Below are 12970 nucleotides of genomic sequence, written 5' to 3' on the forward strand. Positions count from 1 at the left end.
GAGCACTGTAACAGCCGATGCATGGCGAACGGCCGCAATCGGCCTGATCACGCGCCCAGTTCGTCGGTTATGAAGCGGTGCAGGTGGTCGCGGGCTTGGGCACCCGTTAGCGGCGGGACGCCGCGTAGCCACTGCAGGGCTAGACCGTCGGCGAGGGCTACGAAGCGCACCGCTACCTCATCCGCGTCAGCACCGGTGAACGCTCCGCTGTCCTGGCCTGCGGCGATGATGTCGCGGATCTGCTCGTGCCAGGCCGCGTAGCGGTTGGCTTGGCGGTCGACGAAGTCTTCGTTGTGCAGGCCCGTTAGCCAGTACTCGAACCACAGGCGCCAGTGCCGCTTCGTTTCGGCGGTGAACTGCGCGTCGATCACTCCGCGCAGCGCCTCGCGCGGGTCCAGGGTGCGCAATTCAGCCATCAGCGGCGTGTAGTACTCCTCGATCTCCAGTGTTATCGCTTCGGCGAAGATCTCGTGCACCCCGGAGAAGTGGTACGTGATGGTGCCCGGCGAAATGCCCGCGTGCCTGGCTATGTCTCGGGCGCTGACCCCGGTGATGCCCCGTTCGGAGATGAGTTCGAGCGCGGCGCGCACCACCTGGCGGCGGCGCACCTCGGTGGGATGCCTGCTGCGCTGCTCGGCGGGCACGGCACGTCGGCCGGTCATGCCGAACTCCGCGGGATCCGCTGCCGCCAGTGGCGCGACACCACGGTTTCCCCGTCGGCGGCGGCGTCCAGGCGACTGTCCACTATGAACTCCTCTCGGGTCGCGCGCAGTTCGGTCGTGGTGTTGACCTCCGCCAGCCAATCGGCCCGCCGCAGGCTGATTGTCCACTGTGATGTCGCGGTCGCGGAAAGCGGGTCGTCCTCGCGGATCCGGTAGGTCTCGGTGGCCTGCTCGGTGTAGGTGAGCCCGTCGGGGAAGGTTCGCGAGCCGCCGTAGTTGGGGTCGACTTCCAGGATCCACTCGCGGTTGGCGACATCCCGGCGCACCACCCGCTCGGGCCGATCCGGTGCGGCCCCGGTCCGCACTGCCAGCGGCGGCGCCTGTTCCGGTTCTTCGAACGAGATCGAGCCGTCGGAGTCCGCCGCGCGCACCGGTAGCACCAGCGCACTCGCGGCCGGGTCCAGTTCGACGGTGGCGCGCGCACCGTGCGGCCACACCCACGGGAAGTACGCCGTCGACACCGCGACCCGGATCCGGTGTCCTGGCGGGAAAGCGTGGCCGATTGCCGAGAGGTCGATGGTCACCGTCTCCGGCTCGCCCGGTCGCCAGGGGTCGGCGCGCTCGCGGCCGTTGCGGGCCAACAGGTTGAGCACGCCGCGGGTGACGAGCATCGACGAACCATCCGGTGCCACGTCGCACAGCCGCACGGTGATGTTGGCGCGCTCGACGTCGCAGTCCATCCGCAGCGACACCCGCGTCCGGCCGAGGATTTCGACGCGTTCGGCCAACGGCGCCGAGTCGAAGCAGACCGAGCGGCCATCCTCCTCGCGCTGGTCCGGCGGCAGGTCGCTGCGGTTGCCGAACGGGAAGTACCGGCCCGCGTCGATGCCGGTGTGCTCGGGGCTGGCAACGACTACCGCCGAACCCGAGAGTTCCGCGTCGAAGCCGTAGCGGATCTCCTGCACCGACGGCGACGGCCAGGCGTCGTCACCGACCCAGCGGCCGGGCCGCTCGGAGTAGCAGGTGCTCGGCGCGACCGGTTCCGGGATCCAGGTGCGCAGCAGTGGGTCGTCCAGGACACCGGTGTCGGCGTCCTTGAGCCAGTGGTCCCACCAGCGCAGGGTTTCCTGCAGGAAGCCGATCGACGGTCCCGGTGGTAGGCCGCGGTCCGGGTACTGGTGCGACCACGGGCCGACGATGCCGCGCACCGGTGCGCGAAGGTGTTCGGCGAGCCGGAAAACCGTGTCGCGGTAGGGATCCGCCCAGCCGCCAACAGCCAGCACTGCCGCTTGCACGGCGGCGTAGTCCTCGCAAATGCTGCCGTGCCGCCAGTAGTTGTCGCGTTCCTGGTGCGCCAGCCAGGTGTGCAGGAACGGCTCGGCGGCGTCGAGGCGTTCGCGCCACATCTTCAGCCATTCGTCGCCGACCACCGACGGGTCCGGTGGGCGTGCGGTGAAGGCCAGCATCGTGCCCGCCCACGCGGCCATGTCGATGCCGAGGACCGCGCCGCCGGTGTAGTGCACGTCGTTGTCGTAGCGGTCGTCGGTCGAGCACACCGTGACGATCGCCTTCAGCGGCTCCGGGCGCAGTGCCGCGATCTGCAACGCGTTGAAGCCGCCCCAGGAGATGCCGAACATGCCGACCTTCCCGGTGCACCAAGGCTGATCCGCCAGCCACTCGATGACGTCGACGCCGTCGGCCAGCTCGGTCGCGGTGTACTCGTCGAGCATGACGCCCTCGGAATTGCCGCTGCCGCGCAGGTCGACCCGCACCGATGCGTAGCCGTGCCCGGCGTAGTACGGGTGTCGCTGCGCGTCGCGCGGCGCGGTCCAGTCGCCCTTGCGGTACGGCAGGTATTCCAGCAGCGCGGGCACCGGCACGGCGTCTGCGGGCCGCCAGATCCGCGCGTGCAGCCGGGTGCCGTCTCGCGTCGGGATCCAGCACTCCTCGACCAGCACTTCCCGGTCGAAGCGCTCCCGGTACCTCACCCGATCTCCTTCCAGCGCCGGATCAGGTGCCCGTCCCCGGCGTCGATCCAGGTCTCGTCGTGGTCGTCGTGTTCCCAGGCCGGGGCCGTTCCGGCGCTCCCGGTGGCCTGCGGGTCTGGTTCCAGCGCGGCGTCGAGCAGTTGGCGCGTGTAGGGGTGGTTGGGCCCGGCGAACACCGCCTCGGTGCTGCCCTGCTCGACCACCTTTCCCTGGTACAGCACCACGACCCGGTCGGCGATGCCACGCACGACGGCCAGGTCGTGGCTGATGAACAGGCAGGCGAGCCGGTGTTCGCGGCGCAGGTCGTCGAGCAGGTTGAGCACCTGCGCCTGCACGGACACGTCCAGGGCGGTGGTGATCTCGTCGGCGATGATCACCTCCGGCTCCCCGGCCAGGGCTCGCGCGATGCCGATGCGTTGCCGCTGCCCACCGGACAGTTGCGCGGGCAAGCGCTCCGCCAGCGCGGCGTCCAGTCGCACCGACTCGATGAGTTCTTCGGTGCGCTTGGCGCGCAACGCTGGCGGCACGATGCCGAACAGGCGCAGCGGTCGGCGCACCGAATCCCGCACGCTGCGCCGGGGGTTGAGCGCCGTGTCGGCGTTCTGGAACACCAGTTGCACCTTGCGACGCAGGTCGCGCGGGCGTTTTTCGGCTGGAACCCGCAGGTCTCCCGGTGTTTCACCGAGGTAGCGCAACCGTCCCGCAGTCGGGGGCCGCAAACCGGCCAGCGACGCCGCGAGCGTGGACTTGCCGCTGCCCGACTCGCCGACCAGCGCCAGGACTTCCCCGCGCCGCAGCTGCAACGACACGTCATCGACCGCGGTCCGGCTGCCGTAGCCGACGCGGATCTGGTCGAGATCCACCACAGGATCGGCATCCGGCACCGCAGTGCGCGCTCTGGTGCGCCGCGAGCCGTCAGCGTCGATCTCGACGAGTCCGCCGTCGGAGATGCGCGGCACGCTGGCCAGCAGCTGCCGGGTGTAGGGCTCGGCGGGCGCCGCGAAAAGCCGCTCAGCAGGGGCGGATTCCACGGTCCGGCCATCGCGCAGCACGTGCACGTGGTCGGCCATCGCCGCCACGACACCGAGGTCGTGGCTGACCAGCACCGTCGCCAACGACAGTTCGTCGGCCAAGGTGGCCAGCAGGTCGAGGATGCCGCGCTGGGTGATCACGTCCAGCCCGGTGGTCGGTTCGTCGAGCACCAGCACCCGCGGGCGGGCCGCGATCGCCATCGCGATCACCACCCGCTGCTGCTGGCCACCGGACAGCTGGTGCGGATAGCGCCTCGCCAGCTGGTCGGGCTCCGGCAGCCGCACCTGTTCGAGCAGCTCGACAACCCTCCCACGACGTGCTCCGCCGTCGAGCTGGTGTACGCGCAGCGCTTCGTCCAGCTGCCCTCCGATGCGCATCGAGGGCGTCAGCGCCGAGCCCGCGTTCTGCGCGACCATCGCCACGGTCCCGCCGCGCAGGGCCCGGAGTTGTTTGCCGGACAACGAGAAGACGTCCTGGTCCGCGATCCGGACCTGCCCCGCGGTCCGCCGGGAGCCGTGCCGCAGGTGACCGAGCAAGGTCCCGGCGATGGTGGACTTGCCACTTCCCGACTCGCCCACCAGGGCCAGCGTCTGCCCGGCCTCGACCCGCAGCGACACGTCCCGCACCACGGTCACGTCACGGCGGCCAGCGCGGTAGGCGACCGAGAGGTCGCGCACGTCGACGAGGCTCATGCGGTTCCTTTCCGAATGCGGTCCACGCCCCACGCCTTCGACAACCCGTCGGCGGCCAGGTTCAGGCCCACCACCAGGGTCGCCAACGCGATGATCGGCGCGAGGCTGGCCAGCGGCACCACGGTGATCGCGGTTCGGTTCTCCGCCACCATCAGCCCCCAGTCCGGCGCCGGTGGGTTCACCCCGAATCCGAGGAAGGACAGCGAACTGATCAGCAGCACCGCCCACGAAGCCCGCATCGCGAACTCCACGAACACCACGTCGACGATGTTCGGGAAGATCTCCCGCACCAGGATCGGCAGCGCACGCTCGCCGCGGGCGCGCGCCGCCGTGACGTAGTCGGCGGGCACAACGCCTTGCGCCGCGGCGCGAACCACCCGGACCACCGCCGGGGTGTAGACGACGGTGACCGCCAGCACGATCACCCCCGAACCGGTGCCGAACACGGTGACGATCACCAGCAGCGCCAGGATCGGCGGCACCGAAAGCACCGCGTCCAGCACCCGCATCACCACGTTGTCCAGCCATCCGCCGCGCAGCGCCACGAACGTGCCGATCAGCGTGCCGAGCCCGACCGTGCACAGCGTCGCGAGGAACGACACCGTCAGCGCGTACTGACCGCCGTGCAGGACACGGGAAAGCACATCCCGCCCGTACTGGTCGGTGCCCGCCCAGTGCTGCCAACTCCCACCCAGCAACGCCTGCGCCGGATCGTTGGCCACCGGCGAGTACGGCGAGATGAGCGGAGCCAGCAGCGCCAGCAGGATGTGCACTCCCACGATCACCAGGCCGATGCGCGCGGACGTCGACAGCGGCAGCCGGGTTCGCAATGCGCTCACGCCTTCCCTCCCCCGGTACGCAACTTCGGGTTCAACGCCATCGCCGCCAGGTCGGCGGCGAGGTTGCACACCACGTAAATGCACGCGCCGAGCAGCGCGATCGCTTGCAGCATCGGCAGATCCCGGTCGTAGACCGACTCCAGCATCAACTTCCCGGCGCCCGGGTAGTTGAAGACGTTCTCGACCACCACCACACCGCCGACCAGCCAGGCGATGTTCATCGCGATCACGTTCAACGTCGGCAGCAACGCGCTGGGCAGGGCGTGCCGGGTGACCACCCGCCAACGCCCCAGCCCCTTGAGCGTGGCGGTGGTGACGAACTCCGTGGCCATCACGTCGATCACGCTGGTGCGCGCCATCCGCACGATGTAGGCGGCCATCACCACGCCCAACGCGGCGGCGGGCAACCAGATCGCGGGCAGCAGGTCGGCGACTGTCGCATTCGGACCGTCGAGCACCACCGCCGGTAGCAGCGGCACGGTCACCGAGAACACCAGCACCAGCAGCGTGGCCACGACGAACTCCGGGATGCTCATCCCGATCAGGCTCAGCCAGGAGATCGCCAGGTCCGGCCACCGGTCGCGGTACAGCCCGGCGATGACGCCCAGCGCCAGCGACACCGTGATCGCCACGACGATGGTCACCACCGCGATCAGCAGCGTGTTCCGCAGGTGCAACCCGAGATCAGCCGCCACCGGATCACCGGAGACCAGCGAAGTGCCGAAGTCGCCGTGCAGCGCGGAGCCGACCCAGGACAGGTACCGCTGCCAGGCCGGTACGTCCAGGTGCAGCTGCTCGCGCATCGCCGCGACGGCCTCCGGAGTGGCGTCCCGGCCGAGGACCTGGGTCGCGACATCGCCCGGCAGCGCCTGGACCGCGAAGAACACCAGCAGCGACGACAGCACGATGGTCAGCACCGCCGATGCCAGCCGCTGCAACACGAATTTCAACATCACGACTCCCGGAGTCCGATGTGCAGGTAGTCGAACTCGAAGCCGTATTCCGAGTAGTTCAGCACCTCGCGGGAGATCCCGACCAAGCGATCGGCGAACATCGGGGTGATCGAGCCGCTGTTGTCCACCACGTAGCGCTGCGCGTCCTGGTAATGCACCCGGCGCCGTGCCGGGTCCATCTCGCGGCGGGCGGCGTCGAGCATCGCGTCGAAGGCGGGATCGGCCCAGCCAGTTTCGTTGTAGGACGAGCCACCCCGGAAGATCTGGTTGAGCAGTTGGTCGATCGGCCGGCCGGTGTACCAGTAGGTGGCGCACAGCGGCTGCCGCATCCAGATCTGCGAGTAGTACGAGTCCGCTGACGCCGTGCGCACCCGGAGCCGAATACCCGCCTGGGCGGCGGAATCGGCGAAGGCCAGGGCCATCGGGGTGAACACCGGGTCGTAGCTGGAGGTGTACACGTCCAGTGCGAGGTTCTCCTGACCGGCCTGCTTGAGCAGCGCCCGCGCCCGGTCCGGATCGTGCTGCACCCGGTAGTCCGTCCACATCGGATTGTCCGGGGGAACCGGGTTGTCGTTGCCCAGCGCACCCGCGCGCTGGATCGCCACGTCGAACACCGACTGCTGGTCGTAAGCGAGCTTGAACGCCTTGCGCACCAACGGATCGGTGAACGGCGGTGCGGTGCACAGCATCGGCAACCCGTACCACTGGGAGTTCGGGGCTCGGGCGATCGTGGTGCGGGGCGCGGAGTTGATCACCCGCGCGGTGGCGAAGTCCAGGTTCGTCTGCGACAGCAGGTGGACCTGTCCCGCCAGCAGCGCGTTCGCCCTGGCCTGCGTGTCAGCGATGGAGAAGTACTCGATGGCCGACAGCACCGGCACACCGGCGAAGTGGTCCGGGTTGGCCACCACTCGCCCGCGGCCAGCAGCGGTGAACGATTCGAGCCGGAACGGGCCGGTGCCGATCCCGGTCTGCGCGATGGTCGCACCGCTGCCGTCCGGGACCACGTAGCACTGGTATGCGGTGAGCAGGCTGGGGAACTCCGCGTTCGGCGACTTCAACGCGAATTCCACGGTGTGCTCGTCAGGTGCGCTGATCCCGGCCGGATCGAGCAGCGGCGAGAGCACGCCTTCCTGCGGCGAGGACAGCGCCGGGTCGAGGATGCGCCGCACGGTGTAGACGACGTCGGCGGCGGTGAACGGTTTTCCGTCGTGGAAGTGCACGTCCCGGCGCAACCGGAACCGCCACCGCATGCCGAGCGGATCGGATTCCCACGATTCCGCCAGGTCCGGCGCGACCTCGCCGTCCCGATCTATCCGGACAACCCGGTTGTACAACGCCCCCAGGTACTCGTAGGCCGACAGGGAACTGGCCGGATCGAGGGTCTCGGCCTGCGACGCGGGCGGCCGCGCGATGCGCAGCACGCCGCCGGGTCGTGGCACACCGGTCGCCGCCGCGGTGGGCAGCGGCGCCGCACCCGCACCACCGCACCCGCCCGCCAGCACGGCGGTGCCCATCAGTCCCAGACCGGCGCCCAACAGGGTTCGTCTGCGCATCCGGCCCGCACCACGGGCCTGCTGCTGTTCGTCCACCTACTCGCCACCAAGCATTAATCGTACAACTGTCCAACTCAGTTGGTTGACGTACGATAGTGCTTGCCCGCGCAAAATCCAACCTTCCGATAGGTTGCCGTGGTCAGCCGCCGGGGTGGCGCACCCCACGACTCGGTGTTGCGCTGGGAGGCGGCACCGAGGACGGAATGGGGTGAGTGCGGTGGCCGAAGACGTCGACGTGGTGGTCATCGGGATGGGACCGGGCGGCGAATCCTTGGCCGGAGAACTCGCGAAAGCGGGCCTGGCGGTGGTCGGGGTGGAAGCGCGACTGGTCGGCGGTGAATGCCCGTACTTCGCCTGCATTCCGACCAAGATGATGGTCCGGGCCTCCGACGCCCTCGCCGAGGCCCGGCGGGTGCCCCAGCTCGCCGGACGGTCCACTGTTGAGCCGGACTGGGCGCCGGTGGCGGACCGGGTCCGGGATGAGGCCACCGCCGACTGGAACGACGAGGCCGCGGTGCGGCGCTTCGAAGACCTCGGCGGTCGGCTGGTGCGCGGGTTCGGCCGGATCACCGCGCCCGGCGAAGTCACCGTCGGCGACCAGGTGTTCCGCGCCCGACGCGGCATCGTGCTCAACCCCGGTAGCGATCCGGTGGTTCCGGCGATCGACGGCCTCGCGGACAGTCCGTACTGGACCAACCGCGACGCGGTGCGGGCGCGGGAGGCGCCGAAGTCCCTGCTGGTGCTCGGTGCCGGGCCGGTCGGGGTGGAGTTCGCACAGGTCTTCGCCCGCTTCGGCACCGCGGTGACGTTGTTGGAATCGCAGTCCCGGCTGCTGCCGACGGCCGAGCCGGAGGCGTGCGAGGTGGCGACCGAAGCGCTGCGCGCCGACGGCATCCGCATCCACACCTCCTGCGGCATCGACCACATCAAGTACGACGACCAGTTCCACCTGCGCTTCGACACCGGCGAGGTGCTGACCGCCGAACGGCTGCTGGTCGCGGCGGGTCGACGCACCGACGTGAGCTCGCTGGGCGTGGCGACCTTCGGACTGGACGAAACCGCCCGGACCATCCAGGTCGACGGGCGAATGCGCGCCGCCGAGGGGCTTTGGGTGCTCGGTGACGTCACCGGTCGCGGGGCCTTCACGCACACGTCGATGTACCAGGCTCGCATCGCCGCGGCCGACATCCTCGGCAACGGCGACGAAGTCGCCGACTACCGGGCGATGCCCGCGGTGACCTTCACCGACCCCGAGGTCGCCAGCGTGGGGCTGACCGAATCCCGCGCTCGGGAGCAGGGCATCCCGGTGCGCACCGGGATCACCCAGATCCCGGCGTCCTCGCGCGGATTCATCCACAAGGTCGGCAACGAGGGGATCATCAAGCTCGTCGCCGACGCCGACCGCGGCGTGCTGGTCGGCGCCACCGTCGTCGCACCCGCAGGCGGCGAGATCATCGGCGCGCTCGTGGTAGCGGTGCACGCCGAGGTCCCGGTGCAGCGGCTGCGCGAAATGATCTACGCCTACCCGACGTTCCACCGGGCGATCGAGGCGGCACTGGCCGAACTCGACGTCTGACCCGGCGGTCAGCGGCTCCCGCCGCGCGCCTCCCGGCGCCGCCGCTTGCTCACGTACATGTCCCGGTCCGCGGCGTGCAGCAACATGTCCGGGGCGAGCGCCGGATCGGCGGTCGCGGCGTGGCCGACGCTGGCGCACAACCGGATCCGGATGCCGTTGACCACCACCTCGGCGTTCAGGTGCCGCTCGACGCGCTCGCGCAGCGCCTGCGCCGCCGCCTCGTCCCGCAGCAGGCTGACCACCACGAACTCGTCGCCGCCGATGCGGGCGACGGTGTCACCGGCCCGCACCGCCAACTGCAACTCGCGCGCGGTGGCGATGAGCAGCTGGTCTCCCAGCGCGTGCCCGAAGCGGTCGTTGACCGGTTTGAGCTGGTCCAGGTCGGCGAGCACCACGGCCAGCACGCCATCGCCGCGAGCGAGCTGCTGCAGCCCGTGGTCGAGCCGGTCGGCGAGCAGCGCCCGGTTCGCCAGCCCGGTCAGCGGATCGTGCAGCGCCAGGTGCGCGAGGTGGGCGTCCACCAGGCGCTGCTCGCCGATGTCCTCGTACTGGCTGACCACGTACGCGGGGGTGCCGTCGGCGCCCGGCACCGTGGTCGCCCGGATCAGCATCCAGATCGGATGACCTTCCCGGTGCCGGTAGCGCTTCTCCACGCTCGCGCTGTCCACCTCGCCCGAGACGAGGTCGGCGAGCGCGGCCATGCCCTGCTCTTCGTCGTCCTCGTAGGTGATGTCGGAGAACGACATCGAGAGCATCTCTTCGCGGCTGTAACCGAGCATGTTGCAGAGCGTGTCGTTGACCGCGGTCCACGCGCCCTTGAGGTCCAGCACCGCCATGCCGATCGGCGCGTTGGCGAAGCTGCGCTGCCACAGCAGTTCGGCCTCGCGACGTCGGGTGATGTCCTGGATCTGGGACAGGTAGTAGAGCGCCCCGCCGTCTTCGTCCCGGATGAACGACCGCACCACAAGCGCCCAGATGACACTGCCGTCAGAGCGGATGTAGCGCTTCTCCAGCGCTTCCGGCGACTCCGCGGGCCCCTCCGGATCAACGTCCTCGGGGTGCGTGACGTTCCGGTAGTCCAGGCCCTCCAGCTCCTCGCGCCGGTAGCCGAGCATCCGGCACAGCGCCGCGTTGACGTACAGGTAGCGGCCCTGCATGTCGATGATCGCCATCGCAGCTTCTGCCTGGTCGAAGACGCGCTGCCACGGCACGCTCGCGGCGAAGTTCGGCTCCGAGGGGAACATGAGAACCGAACCATAGCGGGCCGGAGGACGGCACGCAGCGGCGTGGTGTCCTAACCGTGCGTTAGACCTCGCCGCGGTTCATCGCCAGCAGCCGGTCCAGCACCGCCGGAACGGCCTTGACCCCGTCGTGCTCGTACTCGTTGGTGACCCAAACCCGCACGTTGCGCACCCGCTGCGCGGACTCCAACGCCTGGTCGCGGTCGACGAACATGTCGTCGTGGTAGACCGCCGCGGCGACCGGCACCTCGTTGCGGGCCAGTCGGTCCAGGTCGTAGAGCCGCGGCCAGTCCGCCTTGGCGGCCAGCAGGTCGGCGGCCTCCCGCAACGGCACCAGCGACGGGTCCTGTTCGAACATCCAGGGGTAGATCATCTCGCCGGTGAAGTTGAACCGGTCCGCGTGGCTCCAGTCGAACTCGTCGAACTCCGCGCGCACCCGCTGCGCGGACCACTCCGACGCGGTGCCCTGGCAGTAGATGGCCTCGTGCAGCGCGGCGTACAGCGGACGTTCGGCGAAGGAGACCACCCGGTCCACCCCGCGCAGGAAGGTGTCCGACAACGCCTCCCCCGCGAACGCCTCCTCCAGCAGGTAGTGCAGCGCGTCGAACTGCGAGCCCTGGCCGAACTGGATGCCGAGGGTCTGGAAGCGCTCCGGGGTCAGCCGCTCCCCCGTCGGCATGATCACCTCGTGCTCGGCGAGGTGTTCGACGACCCGCCGCGCGATGGCGGCGTCCGCCGGGTAGCGGGCGAAGTAGGCGTCGTTCTTGCGCAGCACCCGCGGATACGCGGCGCGGTAGACGTCGTCGGCGTGACCGGTCAGGGTCGGGATCCCCCCGGTGATCACCACTTGGCGCAGTCCCTCCGGCGCCAGCGACAGGTAGGTCAGCGCGCAGAACCCGCCGAAGCTCTGCCCCAACACCGACCACGGCTCGTCACCGATCAGCTGCTTGCGCAGCACTTCGGCATCCCGAACGATCGAATCGGCGCGCAACAGGCTCAGGTGCTCGGCCTGTTCGGCAGCCGACATACCGGCCAGCGTCTGGCGGTTGGCCGGGGTGCTGCGCCCGGTGCCGCGCTGGTCCAGCAGCAGCACCCGGTAGTCCTGCAGGGCCCGGCCCAGCCAGGCGCTGGTGCTCAGCGGGCGTTCGGCCTTGCCACCCGGTCCGCCCTGGAAGTAGATCAACCACGGCAGCGCCTGGTCCTGCTTGCCAGGTGCCACCACCTCCCTCCCGAAGACCTCGATCTCCCCAGCAGCCGGATCGTCGTAGCACAACGGCACGCGGAACACGTGATCCCGAGCGACCAGTCCGGGGCGGCGGTAGGTGACAGCGGACATCCGACGTCTCCTCGAAGTGGCTATCAGTAACCGGGGGCGCCGATCTCGCGGCAGATGCGCACCAGTTCCGGGTGCACGTAGCGGCCGTCGATCTCGATGGCCTGGCCGTCGAGGTGGATCGACGGGCCGAGCACGCTTCCGTCGGTGTGCGCCGCGGCGACCCACGGTTCACCGCCGATCCACGCGCCCTTGGTGCCGATGCCGATCTCCACGCAGCCGAACACCCGTTCATCCTCGACGATCCGACCGGTCGGTTGGAGCACACCGGGGTTGAAACCCAGCGACCAGTGCGCCAACCGGAACATATTGGGATCGTCGAAGGACTCCATCCAGTTGCGGAACACCTCGGCGTCCCGACCGCCGGTGATCTCGGTGACCACCCCGCCCGCCACCTCGCAGCGCACCGGAGAACGCAGCAGCCCGATCTCGGCTGGTGGCCACAGCGCGCCGTCGAAGACCAGCGTGCCGTGCTGGGTCTCCTCGACGGGGTTCCAGGAGATCTGCCCGGAGAGCATCACGGTCTCGCCGGGCTTCTCGGCGGGCTTGCCGCGCAGGTTGATCGGACGGCCCTGGTTTCGACCGACCAGGTCGGTGCCGTTGGCCGCGGTGATGCGCACCTCGTCGGCGGCTTCCAGCAGTCCGACCAGCGCGCGGCCCAGCCGCATCACACCGTCGAAGTCGGGGCGGCCGACGGTGTCGACCAGCATCGGGATGTCCATGCCGGTCAGGTTGGTGTAGCGGGCGCCGCCCGCGATCGCGGCGCGGAAGGCGTCGCTGTGCATGATGTAGGCGACGCTGAACTCGATCCACACGTCGGCGTTGGCGACCGCACCGGCAACTGGCGCGGGTGGCTCCATCGCCGAGCTCGGCCGGGTCTCGTACCAGATCACGGTCGGCGTGGCCCCGGCTGCGGCGACCGCCTGCGCGGTCAGTTCCACGACGCGCCGGTCGGTCGATGTGTCCCCGGTGAGCACCACCTGCTCGCCGGGCTTGACCAGCATGATCTGTTCAACGAGTTTGCGAGCCCCGATCGCGGCCTCCCACGACAGGTACTCCAGCCGGGACTCGACTCGGCTCACAACTTCCACGACAACTCCT

General features: G+C 69.7%; 10 protein-coding genes. 1 reads left to right on the top strand and 9 read right to left on the bottom strand.

Annotation, left to right across the window (positions count from 1 at the left end; genetic code table 11):
* Positions 1-47: 47 nt before the first annotated feature.
* The 6 genes from MOQ72_RS09295 to MOQ72_RS09320 are packed head-to-tail and all read right to left on the bottom strand — an operon-like array spanning position 48 to position 7755.
* Positions 48-662 carry a TetR/AcrR family transcriptional regulator gene (locus MOQ72_RS09295; RefSeq protein WP_242181992.1) on the bottom strand — a complete coding sequence of 205 codons (615 nt, stop codon included), beginning with the start codon at positions 660-662 and terminating at the stop codon, positions 48-50.
* A complete protein-coding gene (locus MOQ72_RS09300) occupies positions 659-2650 on the bottom strand; it encodes a CocE/NonD family hydrolase (protein ID WP_242181994.1) in 1992 nt (663 codons plus the stop codon). The genes MOQ72_RS09295 and MOQ72_RS09300 overlap by 4 nt, the downstream gene beginning before the upstream one ends.
* Positions 2647-4374: a dipeptide ABC transporter ATP-binding protein gene (locus MOQ72_RS09305; RefSeq protein WP_242181997.1), complete on the bottom strand. Its 1728-nt coding sequence runs from the start codon at positions 4372-4374 to the stop codon at positions 2647-2649. Before MOQ72_RS09305 ends, MOQ72_RS09300 begins: the two co-directional genes overlap by 4 nt.
* A complete protein-coding gene (locus tag MOQ72_RS09310; RefSeq protein WP_242181999.1) occupies positions 4371-5213 on the bottom strand; it encodes an ABC transporter permease in 843 nt (280 codons plus the stop codon). The genes MOQ72_RS09305 and MOQ72_RS09310 overlap by 4 nt, the downstream gene beginning before the upstream one ends.
* On the bottom strand, positions 5210-6166 hold the full coding sequence (locus MOQ72_RS09315) for an ABC transporter permease (RefSeq protein ID WP_242182001.1): 957 nt from the start codon (positions 6164-6166) through the stop codon (positions 5210-5212). The genes MOQ72_RS09310 and MOQ72_RS09315 overlap by 4 nt, the downstream gene beginning before the upstream one ends.
* Entirely contained in the window at positions 6166-7755 is a 1590-nt protein-coding gene (locus MOQ72_RS09320; protein ID WP_242182004.1) for an ABC transporter substrate-binding protein, read from the bottom strand. Before MOQ72_RS09320 ends, MOQ72_RS09315 begins: the two co-directional genes overlap by 1 nt.
* Before the next feature lie 172 nt (positions 7756-7927).
* Between MOQ72_RS09320 and MOQ72_RS09325 the strand changes: the two genes are divergently transcribed.
* Positions 7928-9295 carry a dihydrolipoyl dehydrogenase family protein gene (locus MOQ72_RS09325; RefSeq protein WP_242182006.1) on the top strand — a complete coding sequence of 456 codons (1368 nt, stop codon included), beginning with the start codon at positions 7928-7930 and terminating at the stop codon, positions 9293-9295.
* An 8-nt stretch (positions 9296-9303) separates the two neighbouring features.
* On the opposite strand, the gene MOQ72_RS09330 is transcribed toward MOQ72_RS09325, so the two are convergent.
* The 3 genes from MOQ72_RS09330 to MOQ72_RS09340 all read right to left on the bottom strand — a co-directional run bounded on the left by MOQ72_RS09330 (position 9304) and on the right by MOQ72_RS09340 (position 12960).
* Entirely contained in the window at positions 9304-10539 is a 1236-nt protein-coding gene (locus MOQ72_RS09330) for a sensor domain-containing diguanylate cyclase (RefSeq protein ID WP_242182008.1), read from the bottom strand.
* A 61-nt stretch (positions 10540-10600) separates the two neighbouring features.
* Positions 10601-11872, bottom strand: coding sequence for an alpha/beta fold hydrolase (locus tag MOQ72_RS09335; RefSeq protein ID WP_242182010.1), 1272 nt, complete (start codon positions 11870-11872; stop codon positions 10601-10603).
* A 23-nt stretch (positions 11873-11895) separates the two neighbouring features.
* Positions 11896-12960 (bottom strand): 2,5-dihydroxypyridine 5,6-dioxygenase NicX family protein, encoded by a 1065-nt coding sequence (locus MOQ72_RS09340; protein ID WP_242182012.1) that lies wholly within the window; start codon positions 12958-12960, stop codon positions 11896-11898.
* Positions 12961-12970: the final 10 nt, after the last annotated feature.

Source organism: Saccharopolyspora soli, from assembly GCF_022678645.1.
Lineage (GTDB): Bacteria > Actinomycetota > Actinomycetes > Mycobacteriales > Pseudonocardiaceae > Saccharopolyspora > Saccharopolyspora soli.